This is a genomic window from Mesorhizobium sp. M1066 (assembly GCF_040318635.1).
Classification (GTDB): domain Bacteria; phylum Pseudomonadota; class Alphaproteobacteria; order Rhizobiales; family Rhizobiaceae; genus Mesorhizobium.
Window position 1 is genome coordinate 25100 of sequence record NZ_JAMYMR010000033.1, and the last position, 16488, is coordinate 41587.

The 16488-nt window shown below is 64.8% G+C and carries 16 protein-coding genes; 6 read left to right on the top strand and 10 right to left on the bottom strand.

Annotated elements, in window-relative coordinates; all coding sequences use genetic code 11:
- The first annotated feature begins 47 nt into the window (after positions 1 to 47).
- Positions 48 to 713, top strand: coding sequence for an amino acid ABC transporter permease (locus NKH52_RS27975; protein ID WP_352727763.1), 666 nt, complete (start codon positions 48 to 50; stop codon positions 711 to 713).
- Complete coding sequence (locus NKH52_RS27980; RefSeq protein WP_352727761.1) at positions 710 to 1402, top strand: amino acid ABC transporter permease; 693 nt, start codon at positions 710 to 712, stop codon at positions 1400 to 1402. Before NKH52_RS27975 ends, NKH52_RS27980 begins: the two co-directional genes overlap by 4 nt.
- Positions 1403 to 1410: 8 nt before the next feature.
- Here NKH52_RS27980 and NKH52_RS27985 read toward each other — a convergent pair whose 3' ends face one another.
- The 5 genes from NKH52_RS27985 to NKH52_RS28005 all read right to left on the bottom strand — a co-directional run bounded on the left by NKH52_RS27985 (position 1411) and on the right by NKH52_RS28005 (position 6876).
- On the bottom strand, positions 1411 to 2292 hold the full coding sequence (locus NKH52_RS27985; protein ID WP_352727759.1) for an SMP-30/gluconolactonase/LRE family protein: 882 nt from the start codon (positions 2290 to 2292) through the stop codon (positions 1411 to 1413).
- Between the two features lie 2 nt (positions 2293 to 2294).
- The gene (locus NKH52_RS27990) at positions 2295 to 3263 is read right to left on the bottom strand and encodes an ABC transporter permease (protein ID WP_352727757.1); all 969 of its coding nucleotides are present in this window, start codon (positions 3261 to 3263) and stop codon (positions 2295 to 2297) included.
- Entirely contained in the window at positions 3260 to 4258 is a 999-nt protein-coding gene (locus NKH52_RS27995; RefSeq protein WP_352727755.1) for an ABC transporter permease, read from the bottom strand. Before NKH52_RS27995 ends, NKH52_RS27990 begins: the two co-directional genes overlap by 4 nt.
- A 36-nt stretch (positions 4259 to 4294) precedes the next feature.
- Complete coding sequence (locus tag NKH52_RS28000) at positions 4295 to 5797, bottom strand: sugar ABC transporter ATP-binding protein (protein WP_352727753.1); 1503 nt, start codon at positions 5795 to 5797, stop codon at positions 4295 to 4297.
- A gap of 68 nt (positions 5798 to 5865) precedes the next feature.
- Entirely contained in the window at positions 5866 to 6876 is a 1011-nt protein-coding gene (locus NKH52_RS28005; protein WP_352727751.1) for a substrate-binding domain-containing protein, read from the bottom strand.
- Here NKH52_RS28005 and NKH52_RS28010 point away from each other — a divergent pair.
- A complete protein-coding gene (locus NKH52_RS28010; protein WP_352727749.1) occupies positions 6875 to 7195 on the top strand; it encodes a hypothetical protein in 321 nt (106 codons plus the stop codon). The genes NKH52_RS28005 and NKH52_RS28010 overlap by 2 nt on opposite strands.
- 130 nt (positions 7196 to 7325) lie before the next feature.
- Here the strand turns inward: NKH52_RS28010 and NKH52_RS28015 are convergent, their stop codons facing one another.
- From NKH52_RS28015 to NKH52_RS28035, 5 genes are all read right to left on the bottom strand, one after another.
- Positions 7326 to 8096 (bottom strand): GntR family transcriptional regulator, encoded by a 771-nt coding sequence (locus tag NKH52_RS28015; RefSeq protein WP_352727747.1) that lies wholly within the window; start codon positions 8094 to 8096, stop codon positions 7326 to 7328.
- A 70-nt stretch (positions 8097 to 8166) separates the two neighbouring features.
- Positions 8167 to 8886 carry an E3 binding domain-containing protein gene (locus NKH52_RS28020; protein WP_352727745.1) on the bottom strand — a complete coding sequence of 240 codons (720 nt, stop codon included), beginning with the start codon at positions 8884 to 8886 and terminating at the stop codon, positions 8167 to 8169.
- A complete protein-coding gene (locus tag NKH52_RS28025; RefSeq protein ID WP_352727743.1) occupies positions 8883 to 9893 on the bottom strand; it encodes a C-terminal binding protein in 1011 nt (336 codons plus the stop codon). The genes NKH52_RS28020 and NKH52_RS28025 overlap by 4 nt, the downstream gene beginning before the upstream one ends.
- A gap of 31 nt (positions 9894 to 9924) precedes the next feature.
- Positions 9925 to 12321, bottom strand: coding sequence for a thiamine pyrophosphate-dependent enzyme (locus NKH52_RS28030; RefSeq protein ID WP_352727741.1), 2397 nt, complete (start codon positions 12319 to 12321; stop codon positions 9925 to 9927).
- Positions 12322 to 12452: 131 nt separating this feature from the next.
- Positions 12453 to 13673, bottom strand: coding sequence for a mandelate racemase/muconate lactonizing enzyme family protein (locus NKH52_RS28035; RefSeq protein ID WP_352727739.1), 1221 nt, complete (start codon positions 13671 to 13673; stop codon positions 12453 to 12455).
- Between the two features lie 119 nt (positions 13674 to 13792).
- On the opposite strand from NKH52_RS28035, the gene NKH52_RS28040 reads away from it, so the two are divergent.
- From NKH52_RS28040 to NKH52_RS28050, 3 genes are read left to right on the top strand one after another with little or no spacing between them, the layout of a single operon-like run.
- Positions 13793 to 14587, top strand: coding sequence for an SDR family NAD(P)-dependent oxidoreductase (locus tag NKH52_RS28040; RefSeq protein ID WP_352727737.1), 795 nt, complete (start codon positions 13793 to 13795; stop codon positions 14585 to 14587).
- Positions 14588 to 14591: 4 nt separating this feature from the next.
- Positions 14592 to 15440, top strand: coding sequence for a transketolase (locus tag NKH52_RS28045; RefSeq protein WP_352727736.1), 849 nt, complete (start codon positions 14592 to 14594; stop codon positions 15438 to 15440).
- Positions 15437 to 16477, top strand: coding sequence for a transketolase family protein (locus NKH52_RS28050; protein WP_352727735.1), 1041 nt, complete (start codon positions 15437 to 15439; stop codon positions 16475 to 16477). The genes NKH52_RS28045 and NKH52_RS28050 overlap by 4 nt, the downstream gene beginning before the upstream one ends.
- Positions 16478 to 16488 lie beyond the last annotated feature (11 nt).

A 16488-nucleotide genomic window follows, 5' to 3' on the forward strand; every position in this document is an offset into this window, starting at 1 on the left:
GGCGGGGCAGACCGGCCCCGCCTCGTTGACCTCGTGACGGGATGCCCATGCAAACCGCCCTGCAATTCAGCCCGATCCTCATCCATCTCGACCTGCTGCTGAGCGGCCTGGGCAAGAGCATCCAGCTGGCTGTGCTGTCGATCCTGTTCGGCACCGCCATCGGCATTCCCGGCGCCGTCAGCCGCAGCTTCGGGCCGCGTTTCCTGTCGTGGCCGATCGCCTGCTATGTCGAGTTGATCCGCAACACGCCGCTCCTGATCCAGCTCTATTTCGTGTTCTTCTCGCTGCCGCTGTTCGGCTTCAAGCTGTCGAGCAACATTGCGGCCGTCGTTGCGCTCTCGATCCATCTCGGTGCGTACGCCACCGAGATCCTGCGCGCCGGCATTGAATCCATTCCCGAAGGCCAGATCGAGGCGGCCAAGTCGCTCGGCCTTAGCCGCTTTCGCATCATCCGCCATGTCATCCTGGTGCCGGCGGCGCGCGCGGTCTACCCGTCGCTGTCCGCGCAATTCATCCTGCAGATCATGGGCACCTCGATCGTCGGCGCGATTGCGGCCGAAGAGCTGACGGCGGTCGCCAACAACCTCGTCATGCAGACATTCCGCAGCTTCGAGGTCTACATCATCATCGCCATCATCTATTTCGTGCTGGTGCAGGCAGCCAGCCTGCTCTTTGCCGGCATCGGCAAGCTCATGTTCAGGTGGAAGCCATGAGCCTGCGCGATTTCGGCCCCAACGAACTGATGTTCCTTCTCTTGGCGACGCGCTGGACGATCCTGCTGGCGTTGATCGCCTTTGCCGGCGGCGGCCTGATCGGCCTGGTGGTGGCGGCGATCCGGGTGGCGCCGGCGCGGCCGCTGCGCTGGCTGGCGGCCGGCTACATCCAGTTCTTCATGGGCACGCCGATCCTGATCCAGCTGTTCATGGCCTATTACGGTTCTTCGTTCCTTGGCTACCGGCCGGACCCGTGGGTAGCCGCGGCCGTGACCTTTTCGCTCAATGGCGGCGCCTTCTTCGGCGAAATCTTTCGCGGCGCCATCGAGGCGATCCCGAAGGGGCAGTGGGAGGCAGCGACGGCGCTCGGCTTTCGCTTCACGCGAACGCTGCGGCTGGTGATCATCCCGCAGGCGGTGCGGCTGATGCTGCCGCCGACCGTCGGTTTCATGGTGCAGATCGTCAAGACGACGTCGATCGCCTCGCTGATCGGGCTGACCGAGCTTGCCCGTGCGGCCACGCAGGTCAACACAGTGACCTTCCAGCCGGTGATGGTGTTCGGCACCGTGTCGCTGATCTACTTCGCGCTGTGCTGGCCGCTGTCGCTCTATGCCGGCTATCTCGAGCGTCGTTTCGCTATGGGAATGACCCGCAAGGTCGAGATACCGCTGGTCATGTCGGCGGCGTGAGCCACAGGTCAGCCCTTGAACGCCGGGAGGGTCAAGCCCTTGACCCCGACGTCGAGCGCGAACAATCCGCCCGGGTGTTTCTGGCCGACGAAATGACTTGCAGGGCGCCTGAGCACGGCCGTGGTGACATAGAGGATGTCGAGATCCTTGCCGCCGAATTCGCAGCAGGTCGGCAGGTCTGTCGGCAGCAGCACGGTCTGCATCAGGTGGCCGTCCGGATCATAGCGGCAGACCTTGCTGGTCACCGGAATGGTCACCCAGTAGCAGCCCTCGGCATCGACAGTGGCGCCGTCGGCGAGACCGCCGGTCACCGTCATGTCGATGAAGGTGCGGCGGTTCTCGATGTCGCCGGTGGCAGGATCGAAATCATAGGCCCAGACCGCGCCAGCATGGCTGTCGGAGAAATACATGACGCTCGAATCCGGACTCCAGGCCATGCCGTTGGAGCAGCCGATGCCGTCGATCATCTTGTGCACCGAAAGGTCGGGGTCGAGCCGGTAGAGCGCGCCGATGAACTCGATCGGCTGGCCAGGCACCTCGAACATCGAGCCCGACCAGAAACGGCCCTGCCGGTCCGGCTTGCCATCGTTGAAGCGGGTTTTCGGCATATGTGCTTCCGGGTCGACGATCGCCTCGAATATGCCGGTCGCCGGGTCGAAGAAATGGAAGCCGTCGGTCATGGTCAGCACCAGGCCGCCCTTCTCGCGCAGACCGAGACAGCCAAGATATTCCGGCGTCTCGAACACCTCGTCCTTGCCGGTCGAGGGGTCGTAGCGGTGGATCAGCTTCTTCCAGATGTCGATCCACCAGAGCACGCCGGCCTTGGGGTCCCAAAGCGTGCCTTCGCCAAGTTCGGCCTTCGCATTGACGACGCAGGTGATCTCGACCATGGTCAGCCTTCTTTTCTGCGCAGCCTGCCGCCAAGCCCGGCAAAGGTCTCGCTGCCGATCGACACGGTGAGCAGGATCACCGCGCCGTAGACGATGAGCAGTGCGCCGCTCGACAGGTTCAGTGCCGGCAGCAGTCCGGTGAGGATGGTCAGCACCATGGCGCCGGCGACGGTGCCGAGATAATGGCCGCTGCCGCCAAGGATCGAGGCGCCGCCAATGGCGACCGCCGCGATCGAGGTGAACAGATAGGCGTCGCCCATGCCGAGATAGGCCTGGCCGGAATAGCCGGTCAGAAGCATGCCGGCGAAGGCGGCGGTGAGGCCCGAGACGACATAGGTCAGGATGGTGGTGCGCACCGTGGGCACGCCGGAGAATTCGGCGACCGTGGCGCTGGTGCCGAGCGCATAGAGGTGGCGGCCGAACGCGGCCTTGGAGAGCAGCAGCGTCGCCATCAGTGTCAGAGCCAGCCAGATCAGCGCGATCACCGGGAAACCGCCAATGCGCCCGACCGACAGGAACTGAATCAGAGCCGGCGCCGAGGGCGTCGGCGAGCCGCCGGTCAGCACCAGGATCAGGCCTTGCAGGATGACGTTGGTGGCCAGTGTCATGATGATCGGCGGCACGCCGAACTGGGCGACGCCGACGCCGTTGATCAGGCCTATGAGCGCGCCGCCGGCAAGCAGCAGCGGCATGACCCAGACCAGCGGCAGGTCCTGGCCGCCGCACAGCAGCGCCATGACGATGGCCGCCGAATTGAGCACCCATGGCACCGACAGGTCGATACCGCCGCCGATGATGATGAAGGTCTGGCCGAGCGCGACGATGCCGACAAAAGCGGCCAGCACGACGGTGGAACGCATGTTGGAGACCGACAGGAAGCCCGGCGAAAACAAGGCCGTGACCAGGAGCAGCACGACCATGCCGGCATAGGCCAGCACGATGAGCCGGTTGCGGGCGAGGAAAGCGCTCATTGGACACGGTTCCTTGCGGCCTTTTCGGCGACGGAACTGGCCAGCACCGAGAGCAGCAGGATGACGCCCGATGCCACCGGCTGCCAGTAGCTCGACACATGCAGGACAAAGACCAGATTGCCGATGAGGGTCAGCACGAAGGCGCCGATCAGCGTGCCGGCGAGATGTCCGCGGCCGCCGAACAGGCTGACACCGCCGATGACCGCCGCCGCCACCGACGGCAGGATGTAATCCTTGCCGATGGTTGGCGAGCCGGCGCCTGTCTGTGTGGTCAGATACAGTGCCGCGCCCGCGGCGAACAGGCCGGACAGGCCATAGGTTACTACGTTGACCCGGGTGATCGAGACGCCCGACAGGAAGGCCGACTTTTCGTTGGAGCCCGTTGCCTGGATGGTGACGCCGATCCGCGTTGCGCGGAACCACCACCAGAACAGCAGCAGGGCCAGCAGCATCCAGACCGGGCTGGTCAGGCCGAACAGCTGGGCATAGCCGAAGCCGACCCACCAGCCGGGAACGCTGCCGCCATCGGTCGGCAGGATGATCATGGCGACGCCGTTGAGGATCGACCAGGTGGCGAGCGTGACCAGGAAGGGCTGCAGCTTGAGCAGCGAGATCAGCAGGCCATTGAACGCGCCGATCAGGAAGCCGAGGGCCAGAATGACCAGCGCCCACAGAGCGACGGTCGAGGGGTCATCGGTGAAGCGCGTTGCCGCGATCACCGTGCCGAGGCTGATCATGCCGCCGATCGACAGGTCGATGCCGCCGCGCACCAGCACGATGGTCTGGCCGGTTGCCGCCAGCATCAGCGTCATCGCCGCCGCGGTATCGAGGTTGATCTCTTCCAGCGAAAAGACACCGGATTGCAGGCTGCCATAGATGGCAACGATCAAGGCCAGCATCAGGCAGGCGACCAGGAACGGCGCGCGGTCGAGCGCTCGGCCACGCCAATCGATGCCCTGGCTGGCGGATTTCAGTTCGGCTGGCTTTTGCGCCATCTCAACAGGTCTTTCTGCGATTGACATCACCATGCCTCAGGCCGCCTCGCTTTCAAGCATGGCGGCGCGCAAAATGCCTGCTTCCGAGATACGCTCACCCTCCAGCGTGGCGGCTATGCCGCCATTGCGCATGACCAGCACGCGGTCGGCGACATGGACGAGTTCCGGCATGTCGCTTGAATGGAACAGGATCGCATAGCCCTTGGCCGCGAGATCGCGCATCAGTTGGAAGATCTCGCCCTTGGTGCCGACATCGACGCCGCGCGTCGGGTCGTAGAGCAACAGCACACGCGCTTGCGTGAGCAGCATCTTGCCGAAGATCACCTTCTGCTGGTTGCCACCCGACAACGTGCCGGCAAGCTGCTCTGGTGTGCCGGCCTTGATGCGCAGGAAATCGACCATCTCCTTGACAAGGGCAGCTTCCTTTTGCCGGCTCAGCAAGCCCTTTTCGGTGAAGCGCTTGATGACCGACAGGGTCAGGTTCTCGCGCACGCTCTTGGTCAGAAGCAGGCCCTGCCCGCGCCGGTCCTCCGGCACCAGCGCGATGCCGTCCTTGCCGGTCAGCGCCTGGCGTGGATTGCCGATCGAAACCGGCTTGCCCCACAGCTCGACGGTGCCGCTCGCCTTGCTGGCGCCGAACAGCGACTGGAACAGTTCGCGCTGGCCGTGGCCCTGCAGGCCGCCGACGCCCAGCACCTCGCCCTCGCGCAGCGCGAAGTCGACGCCGGAGAGCCGGCTGCCGCTGGAAAAACCCTTGACCTTGAGGGCGACGCGATCGGTCGCGGTGGCAATCCGTTCGGGATAGAGCCGGTCGAGATGCCTGCCGATCATCTGGGTGACGATCTCGTCGTCGGACACCGCATTGGCCTCGTGCACGGCGATGGTGCTGCCATTGCGGAAGATGGTCAGCCGGTCGGCGATGGCGCGCACCTCGGCCATGCGGTGCGAAATGAAGATGACCAGCCGGCCCTCGGCGGCCAGTTGCCGGGTGAGCTTGAGCAGCCATTCCGCCTCGCGCGCGGGCAACGCCGAGGTCGCCTCGTCGAGGATCAGGATACTGGGATCCTTGGCCAGACCCTTGGCGATCTCGACGATCTGCCGTTCGGCCAATGTCAGCCGCCGCAACTCCTGCTCGGGCCGAAGCGCCGGGAACTTGTATTTGTCGAGCAGCGCCAGCGTCTTGCGGCGCATCTCCGCGCGATTGACGGTGCGCAGAAACGTCCTTGGTTCCTGGCGAAACCAGATGTTCTGCTCGACGCTGAGGTCGGGGATCAGCGACAGCTCCTGGAACACGGCGGCGATGCCGCGCGCCTGGGCGGCATCCGGATTGGCGGGGCGATAGTCCTTGCCATCGACCAGGATCGAGCCGCCGTCATGGCGCACGGCGCCGGACAGAATCTGGATGAAGGTGCTTTTCCCCGCACCATTCTCGCCGAGCAGCGCGTGCACCTCACCGGCGCGCGCACTGAATGTCGCCTCGCTCAGCGCAACAATGCCGCCATAGCGTTTGGACAGGCTTTTGACGGTGACGAGGTCCATGAATGCGCCTTCGAAAAGCTCTCCCGACATCCTGCGATGCCGGGAGACAGGGTCGTGGTCGCGGAATGTTACTTGCTGCCGGCGGCTTCCGCAGCGGTGATCTCGACCCAATCGGGCGTGATCGGCAGCGTCAGGCCTGGCGGCTGGTCGGGGAAGGCATTCTCGCCGACCGCGATCTTGATCATCTTGGTGCCCGGGTAGAGCTTGGACTCGAAGGGATCGGTGGTGACGAAATCACCCTTGACCGAGACGGACCGCTCGGCCGGCTTTTTGCCGGTGTCGAGGATATCGACCGCCAGCTTGATCGCTTCCGAAGAAAGATAGGCCGGATTGGAGCCGAGGATGCACTTGGCGCCTTTGGTCTGCGCGCAGGTAAGGGCGGCGACGTTGTAGGAGAAGCCGACGACCGGGACGATCGGCCGGGCGGCATCCTTGAGCGCCTGGATGGCGCCCGAGCCGTAGCCTTGCGTCATGATGCCGTCGATCTGCGGGTTGGCGGCGAGCAAGGCGGCGACCCCCGATTGTTCGGGCCCCAGCGCATAATTGCCGTTGTAGTAACCCACGACCTTGATGTCGGGATATTTGGCCAGCACCTTCTCATAGCCCTGCTGCAACTGTGCCGAAATCGGCGCGCCGGCGAGGCCTCGGTCGAGAATGATGTTGCCCTTGCCGCCAAGCTGCACGGCCATCCACTCGGCCATGACGGAGGGGATGCGGTCCCAGTCGGAGGCGACGGCATAGGCGCAGGGCTCGGTCACCACCTGGTCGAAGCTGATGACGACGATGCCGGCGTCGCAGGCCTTCTTGATGGTCGGGTTCAAGGCCGAATCCGAACCGGCATCGACGAGGATGGCGTCCGGCTTCTGGCGGATGATGTTGTTCAGCGAATTGATCTGCGCCTGGACGGTGTTCTCGACATTTTCGATCTTGAGGTCGACGCGGCCCTTCAGCGGTCCCTTGTTGACCGACACGGTGGCGACGCGCTCCATCTGCTGGCGCCAGTCATTGCCGACGAAATTGTTCGAGAGGTAGATGGTGTAGGGCTTCTTGTCCTCGGCACGGCTCGGTGCCGTGCTCATGCCGATTGCAGACATGGCAAGAGCTGCCAATCCTATGCAAACTGTCTTCAGTTTCATGGTCTCTCCTCCTTCGTGTTTCCTGCATCAGCCAGCGACGGACTTCGCCATCTTGGTGGGTGCTGCGGATAAATTGATACCGGTACCAATTCGCCTTGTCAATTTGGGCCAAGGCGCATCGGGGGGCTTCGAGGCAGTCATTTCGCTGCCGTTTTGCGGCTATCGCTCATTTCGCGCCAGCGGAACGGACTTTTGTTTTGTGCATGCCATCACCCCGGACCGCTTTGCATTTTCAGACGTGCAAATCCTCGACATCGGATGAGGGTCGTGCACCCACGTCAAATCGTGGTTCTCGGCACAGTCTCATCTTAGCTATGATGCTATTATAACTTTATAAAACTGTCCATGGGCGCGACAGGAAAATCCGCACTGATCGGACTCGCCGATCGGGTTCAGGCCAGATCGTTCGGTGCGTCGTAGCTGATGCTGAACAGGTCGGCTGGATGCCGCGCAATGGTGAACTCGATGCTCTGCTGGTCAGCCGACTGATAGAGCATCTCCACACTCAGGACCGCACTGCCCAGGGCGACGCCGAGGTCTTCGGCGATGGCCTCGTCGGCGATCTCGGCGCGGACAGTGACATGCGCGACGTCCAGCCGCAGGCCGAGATGCCGTTGCACCGAGCGAAAGATCAGCACGTCGGAAAAATCGTCGCGCTTCAGCTTGGCTCCGACAGCAGGCGGGAAATAGCTGGTGATCTGCGCCTTCTTCTGCTCGCCTACCGACAGGATGCCGCGCAAGCAGTAGCCCGCCTCGTCCTTGGCCATGCCGAAATGGCGCTGCAGCACGGGGGAAACCTCCTTGCGATAGGATTTCACCGTCAGTTGCGCGTCCTTGGTGAAGGCCGCCATGTCGGCGAAGTTCTTGAACTTCCAGCTCAGATTGACCGACGGATTGCGCGCCGTGACCACCGCCGGTTTCGCCGACCTTTTTCTGATCAAGCCGTCGGCCTCGAGGTCCCGCAGCGCTTGCCGCACGGTGATCAGGCTGACGCCGAAATGCTCGGCGATGGTTGCCTCCTTCGGCAGTTCGCCGCCGACGGGAAAGGTGCCGTTGCCGATCGGCTCGCGCAATATGTCGGCGAGTTGGCGATAGAGCGGCCCGTTGGCGCGGCCGAGCGTGCGCCGGGGAAGACTGTCGATGGTGGGAACGGAGTTATCCATGAGCCTCGTCGCGCCTGTGTCGAAGCTTTTATAATAGCTTCTTTGACCCGAGGCTAGACAACCAACCGTCTCAGACGAAGAGCCGGAGCGGGTGTTCGATCGCCGATTTCAGGGCGACGAGCCATGCGCCCGCGATCGCCTCCTCAACTCTTGCCGCATCCGTGATGAGCAGGCATTCGGCATGGTCGCCTGCCGTGTTGACCGACACAACCAGGCGCATGGCTCGGCCCGGCAGGAGCGGCAGCATCACCGGCCGGATGTCGCGCGCGGGCAGCAGGCGGATGGAAAGCAGCGCGGGTATCTCCGCGTCGTCGCGGTTGTTGGCCAGGGCTGCAAGCCGCGTTGTGCGCAACGAGGTCAGGGGCATCTCCGGAGCGGTCGCAAACACTGTTTGCCGGCCTGCCAGTTCCAGCGCCACCGAAGCGTCGCCGACCTTGGCGGCATCCGCGATCTCGACGCATACACGACCCGCCGCGCGCAGCAGCACGTCGTCGATGTCGAACGCTCTTCCCGTGCTCTCCAGCGCGGCCAGCAGGTCTTGCAGCGCAGCCAGTGCGACCGACGCCGCAAAGGCGGCGATGTGGGGAGCAGCAGCAACACAAGGGGCGACGATGTGAGGCGGATTTGCGGGCGTGGCAACCGCAACGAAGCCCAGCACATCGGCGGCCAGGATGCGACCGCCGGGACCGCTGCCACGAAGGGTTTCCAGCGGAACAGCGCGCTCGCGCGCCAGGCGGCGCGCATAGGGCGAAACAGCCAGCCGCGGCGTCTGCGCCACCGCCATGTTCATTTGAGATACTCCGCATTGACGCAGTTGGTGAGCCGGCCCTCAGTGAGATAGGCGTGCACGACCTCGATCGATTTCAGCCTGAGGTCGCGCATCGATGCCGGGCTGTAGAACGCCGCATGCGGCGTGACGATCAGCCGGTTGGCGATCCAAGGCTCGCGGGCGCGCCATGCCGCGAGCAGCGGATGGTCGAGGTCACCGGGTTCGTTCGGCAGCACATCGAGCCCCGCCCCCGCGACTGTCCCCTTGCGCATCGCGGCTTCCAGCGCGTCGAGATCGACGATCGGGCCGCGCGCCGTGTTGATCAGCACGAGGCCCGGCTTGGCGGCGGCGAAGGCCGCCGTGCCGAGCAGCTTGCGGGTTTCCTCGCTCAACGGCGCGTGGACGCTGACGACATCCGCCCGCCCCATCAACTCATCAAGCGAATGGACCCGCTCATAGCCGGTCGACAGGTCGACGCCTGACAGAAGATGCGGGTCATAGAACACCACCTTCATGTCGAAGGCGGCGGCGCGACGCGCTGTGGCCAGCCCGATGCGGCCAAGCCCGACAATGCCGAAAGTGGCGCCCTTGTGCCGGCGCACCAGCGGCGCCTTGGAGAAATGCCAGCCTTCAGCACCGTTGCCGGAAAGCTCGGCGCCGTAGGCGGAGGTGCCGCGCGTCAGCGCCAGAATCAGACCGATGGCGTGGTCGGCGACTTCGGTGGTGCCATAGTCCGGCACGTTGCAGGCCGGGATCCTGCGCGCACCCCAGCCCGTCGTGTCGATGTTGTCGAAGCCGACGCCGGAACGCACCGCGATCCGTGCCTTGGGAAAGGCGGTCGGCTCGGCGGCGACATTGTGGGTCGGCGAATAGTTGATGACGGCATCGACCGTCTCGCAGACAGCCGGATCGAGACTGGCGGCCTTGTCGTTGGTCGACCTGGCGAGGATAAACTCGATGTCGCGATAGTGCTCACGCTCGAGTTCGGCTTCGTCGGCGGCTTGCCAGTTGGCGCACAGGATCTTCATGCTTGCCCTTCGGAATGTTTGGGAGAGAGAACTATTTCTTGATGCCGCCGATGCGGCCGCCCATCGGCACGACGGCGCCGACAGGCTGGTCGATCGCGGCAAGCGTGCCGCTGATCGGCGCCTCGATCTCGACCACGGCCTTGTCGGTCTCGATCTCGGCGATCAGTTCGCCCTCCCTGACCGCATCGCCGACCGCCTTCAGCCATTTGACGACGGTGCCTTCGCTGACGGTGAGGTCGCCGAACGGCATCGTTATCGGCTCGTCGTCGCTGGCGGCGGTCGCGACAGCGGCTGGTGTGGCGGGCTGCGGCTTGGTAGGAGCCGGCACTGATTTAGCCGGCGCAGCACTTTTCAGGCCGACCGTGTACCAGTGATCCGGCACCGGCGGCTTGCCCGCTATGACGTCGCGCACGCCCTGGACGATGCGCGCCGTATCGACCAGCATGGCGCGCTCGAGCACCGGGGCGAAGGGGTGCGAGGTCGGCGCCGTGTGCAGCCTTCCGGGCGGGGCGTCGAGCTCGTCGAAAGCAAGTTCGTTGATGGCTTGCGCGATCTCGCCGCCAAGGCCGCACATCGCCCAGGCCTCGTCGACGATGAGCAGGCGATGGGTCTTGCGCACACTGGCGACAATCGTGTCGATGTCGAGCGGCATGATGGTGCGCGGATCGATCACCTCGGCCTCGATGCCCTCAGTGGCCAGCGCCTGCGCAGCTTCCAGCGCGCGCTGCACCATCTGCCCGGCGGCGACGATGGTGATGTCGGTGCCGGCCCGCGCGATGCGCGCGACGCCGAACGGCACATAGTGTTCCCCTGTAGGCACTTCGCCCTTGGAGGCGAACAGCGCCTTCGGTTCGAGCATGATGACGGGATCGCCTGCCCGCAACGCGGTCTTCATCAGGCCCTTGGCGTCGGCCGGGGTTGACGGCACGCAGACGATGAGGCCCGGCATATGGGCGAAGACCGGATGATAGATGCCGCTGTGATGCGGGCCGGAACTGCGCAGCGCTCCGGCGCCGACGCGCACCACCATCGGCGCACTCATCAGGCCGCTGGTCATGTAGCGCAGCTTCGCTGCCTGCAGGAAGATCTGCCCGGCGGTCTCAAAGGCGAAGTCGGCGAACATCAAGTCCGACACGGTGCGGGCGCCGGTGGCCGAAGCGCCGAGGGCGGCGGCGGTAAAGCCCTGTTCGGAAATCGGCGTGTCGATCATGCGTTCGGCGCCGAACTCCTGCCAGAGATTCCTGGTGTGAGCAAAACTGCCGCCGCGTTCACCGGTGCCCTCGCCGAAATAAAGGATCGCCGGATTGGCGCGCATCTCCTCGGCGATGCCGTCGCGCACCGCTTCGAGCCAGCCTTGCGTGCGCGTCTCGACGACGGTGCGCGGTTGCAAGGCAGCTGGCGGGTTGATCGGGTCGGCAAAGACATGCAGGCGCACAGTCGCCGGATCCGGCTCGGGCGAATTGCGGGCGAAGGCCAGCGCCTCCTCGACCACCGTCTCGATCCGGCTTTCGATGGCCGCCAGCGCTTCCGCATCGGCGACGCCATACTCCTCGATCAGCCGCTTGCGAAACATGTCGATCGGATCGCGCTTAATCCAGGCGTCGAGTTCCTCCTGGGTGCGGTAGGTGCCGATGACCGGATCGCCCTCATGGTGGCCGACGGTGCGGTAGGTCTTAGCCTCGATCAGGGTCGGACCCTTGCCGGCACGGGCGCGTTCGGTGGCTTCCTTCATCGCCAGCCAGACGGCGAAGACGTCGTTGCCGTCGACCGCAACGCCGGGCATGCCGTAAGAGGCAGCCTTGGTGGCGATCTCGGGATTGAGCGTGACGGAGTTGAGCGGCGTCGCCGTGGCGTAGAGATTATTCTCGCAGACGAAGACTGCCGGCGCCCGCTGTACGGCGGCGAAATTGAGCGCTTCGTGGAAGCCGCCATGGTTGGCAGCGCCATCGCCGAAGAAGGCGACGCCGATGTCGTCACGCCCCTGCTGGCGTGCGCTCATGCCGATGCCGACAGCATGGCCGATGCCTGCGGCGACGATGCCGTTGGTGCCGAACAGGCCGACCGAGCGATCGTAGAGATGCATGGTGCCGCCGCGGCCGCCGCAGATGCCGTCGGCCTTGCCGAACAGTTCGGCCATCACCCGTCCCGGATTGGCGCCCTTGGCCAGCGCGTGGCCATGGCCACGGTGGGTCGAGGTGACCCAGTCGGTCGGCCGCAGATGCGCGCAGACGCCGACCCCCGTCGCCTCTTCGCCGATATAGAGATGCAGGAAGCCGGGCGTCTCACCCTTGCGGCACGCGATCTGGGCGATGCTTTCGAAGCGGCGCAACAGCACCATGCGTTCGAACAGGTCGAGCAGGATTTTCCGGTCGGGCAGGTTTGGCGCACCTTTGAAATGCTCGCGTGCGCGCGCCGCAGAAATTGCCACCAAAGCCTCCCTGATTCCGTCTGATGCCGGGCGACATGGTGCCGGCGGCGAGCTTGTCGAGCGCTCGCTTAGGCCGATAATAGATTATAATAGCATAATGTCTACCGCCTCCAGAAAGAGGCTGATGGCAGCTAGAATTTCGTGATGCGAACGGTGGCGTCGGGCCGCTGGAACAGCTCGAGCCGCAGGCTGAGACCGAGCCCCGGCCCTTCGAGCGGCGCGACACGGCCATCGCTTACCAATGGAATGTCGGCGACGATCTCGGTGTACCAGCCGGTGAAATAGGCGCGCACGGCCTCCTGGTAGTTGACGTTCGGCAAGGTCGCCGAAAGCGCGCAGCTGGCGGCATAGACGATCGGCCCGGTGCAGTCGTGCAGGGTCACCGGCAGTTCGCTGGCCTCGGCCATGTTGGCGATCTTGCGCGCTTCCGAGAGCCCGCCGCACCAGGCAAGGTCGATCATGATCACACTGGCGGCGCGCTTGTCGATCAGCTGCTTGAACATCTGACGCGAGGCCAGCCGCTCGCTGGCAGCGATCGGTATCGAGGTGTGGCGGGCAAGCTCGGCCATGGCGTCAAGCTCGTTGTAACGGACTGGCTCCTCCAGCCAGGCCACGTCATAGGGCTTCAGCGCCTCGGCGATGCGCAGCGCCGGCGGCAAGGTCCAGAGGCCATGCAGTTCGACCATGATCTCCATGTCGCGGCCGACGGCGTCGCGGATCTTCTGGAAAGGCTCCAGCGCCTTGTCGAGGTCGGCAAGCGAGATGCGGGTGCCGTTCGACGCCTCGGCGGCGATGTCGAACGGCCATATCTTCATGGCGCCGATGCCTTCGGATTTCAGGCTCCTGGCAAGGCCGCCGGCATTGTAGCGCCAGGCGAGCAGGTCCTCATACGGGCCTTCGTTCGAATCGCTAGGCTTGAGCGACCAGTCCTCGCCACGCTCGAACAGCGCATTCTTCCTGGTGGCGCGGACATGCTTGTAGCCGGCGCAGGTGTTGTAGATCGGCACGGTCCTGTGTGTACGCCCGCCAAGCAGCCGCCAGACCGGCTCGCCCAGCGCCTGGCCATAGATATCCCAGAGCGCGATGTTGACGGCGGAGTTGCCGCGCACCTCGGCGCCGGAATCGCGGGCGCCGACATAGACGCTGCCCAGCGTGCGGTCATGCAACTCGATGTCGCGCGGATCCTTGCCCAGCAGATAGGCGGCGACATTGTCGTGGATGTAGGAAGCGACCGGCCCCGGCGCCCAGAAGGTCTCGCCGGTGCCGACGAGGCCGGCATCGGTGTGGACGCGCAGCCAGAACAGGAACGGAAATTCCGCCAGCTGCAGCGTTTCGAGCGCGACGACTTTCATCTTTTCCTCCCCATACCGACCAAACCGCACGGCCAAATGGACAATAGCACATCGCCGTTGACAGCCATTTATGGTACCGGTATCAATTCCGTCAAGATGGCCACCGGGAGGGTGCTCGCTTGCCTGCCGAAATTCAGGGTATCACGCCAAAAAGAGCACTGGTCACCGGTGCCGCCGGCGGTCTCGGCCGCGAGGTGGCGGTCCAGTTGGCCCGGCGCGGCTGTAGCGTCGCGGTGACCGACATCAATGGCGAAGGACTGGCCGAAACCGCCGGGCAAATCAGGGATACCGGCGCGGAAGCCGAGGCCATAACAGGCGATTTCACGCAGGAGGATGCGCCGGAGGCGGCCGTCGAAAAAATGGTCGCGCGCTGGGGCGGCATCGACATCCTGGTCAACAATGCCGGCTATGGCGTGATCGAGCCGTTCCTCGACGCGACGTTCAAGGCGTGGACGCGCACGCTGGCGCTCAACGTCACCGCGCTTGCCATGGCCTGCAAGGCCGCCGGCCGCGTGATGCGCGAGCAGCGCTCGGGGCGCATCGTCAACATCACCTCGCCGGGCTCGCGCATGGCGCTGCCCGACTATACCGCCTACACGGCGAGCAAGGCGGGCGTCGATTCCATCACGCGGGCCGCCGCGGTGGCGCTGGCGCCCTACGGCGTGCTGGTCAACAGCCTGGCGCCGGGCATGATGGATACCGAGATGCAGCGCTCCACCGAGGCCGATCTCGCCCGCGCCAACGGCCGCAACGATCTGCAGGCCTTTCTCGACGAGCGCACCCGCCGCATTCCGCTCGGCCGCCGCGCCGAGATTGCCGAAGTGGCCGAAGCGGTCGTCTGGCTCTGCCTCGACGCGCCGACATACATGACCGCCGAGCGGCTCAACATGTCGGGCGGACTCGACAAGGACTGATCCGATGCAGCGAAACTACCCTCCCGGCTGCGCCGATATAGGCGCGCTCGAACGCAAGGCAAAGCGGCTGCGCCGCCACATGCTGACCATGGCGCGCGGCCAAGGCCAGGGCTATATCGGCCAGGGTCTCGGCATCGCCGACACGCTGGCGGCGCTGTATTTCCACGAACTGCGCTATGACCCGCACAATCCAGCTTGGTCCGACCGCGACCGCTTCCTGTTGTCGACCGGACACTATTCCATCGCGCTGTGGGCAGCTTTTGCCGAGGCCGGCATTATTCCGGTTGAAGAGCTTGTCACCTACGGCGCCGACAACAGCCGGCTGGAGATGTCGACGCTCGACACCACGCCCGGCGTCGAAATGATCGGCGGCTCGCTCGGCCACGGCCTGGGGCAAGGTGTCGGCCAGGCGCTGGGCTTGCGCGTCGACAAATCCGACGCACGCGTCTTCGTCGAACTGTCGGATGGCGAGATGCAGGAGGGCTCGACCTGGGAAGCGGCGATGTCGGCCAGCCATTTCAAGCTCGACGGGCTGGTGGCGCTGATCGACTGCAACGGCATCCAGGCCGACGGACCCGTGGTGCTCGACATGGAACCTGCAGCCGACAAATGGCGCGCCTTCGGCTGGGAAACATTCGAGATCGACGGCAACGACATGACAGCTGTGGTCGGCGCGCTGGCCGGCGCACGCGAGCGCAACGGCAAGCCGAAGGCGATCGTGCTGCGCACGCTGCCGGGCAAGGGCGTGCCGCGCATCGAGAGCAGCGAGAAATCGCACTTCTTCCGCATCGACGTGGCGCAATGGGACGGCATCATCGCCGAGTTCGACAAAAGCGTGGGGCCACAGCAATGAGCGGAGCGGAGGCTGGGCGTACGCTGGCCATGGGCCAGGACGAAGCGGTCGGCGGCGGTCGCCGGAGCGTGGAAGCGCCGTTCGGTCGGGCGCTGGCCCGGCTTGGCCAGAGCCATCCAGACATTGTCGGGCTGACCGCCGATCTCGGCAAATACACCGACATATTGCCGTTCCGCGACGCCTTCCCGGACCGCTTCTTCAACGTCGGCATGGCCGAGCAGAATCTCGTCGCCGTCGCCGCCGGGCTGGCGCGCACCGGCAAGGTGCCGTTCGCCACCACCTATGGCGTATTCGCGACGCGGCGCGCCTATGATTTCGTCGCCATCGCGCTTGCCCACTCCAACCTCAACGTCAAGATCGTTGCCGGCCTGCCTGGGCTGACGACGGGCTATGGCGGCACGCATCAGGCGATCGAGGACCTGGCGCTGATGCGCATGATCCCCGGCCTGACCATCATCGACCCCTGCGACGCGACCGAGATCGAGGCGGCGACCGAGGCGATCGGGGCGCATCAAGGGCCGGTCTATATGAGGCTGCTGCGCGGCAGCGTGCCGGTCGTGTTCGAACCGGGGTACCGCTTCGAAATCGGCAAGGCGCGGCTCCTGCGCGAGGGGTCGGATATCGGTATCATCTCGACGGGCTTCATGACCGAGCGGGCGCTGGATGCGGCGGAGGCTTTGCACAAGCGAGGCATCTCCGTAGGGGTGCTGCATGTGCCGACCATAAAGCCGTTCGACGCCGAGGCAGTGGCTGAATTTGCCGGCTCAGTTGGCCGTATTGTCACGGCAGAAAACCATGTCGTGATCGGTGGATTGGCGAGCCTCGTCGTCGAGACCTTGTACGATGCGGGCATTGCGAAGACAGTGACGCGCATCGGCCTGCCCGACCGCTACATCGAATGCGGCGCGGTGCCGACCTTGCAAGCGAAGTACGGCCTGACCACCGAGGCCGTCATCGCAACGGTTGCCGCGCTAGACCATGATCCCGAAAAGCGGAAACCGGTTTTCGGAAAGGATCATGGTCAAACAAAAAGCTAGCTAGGACTTTC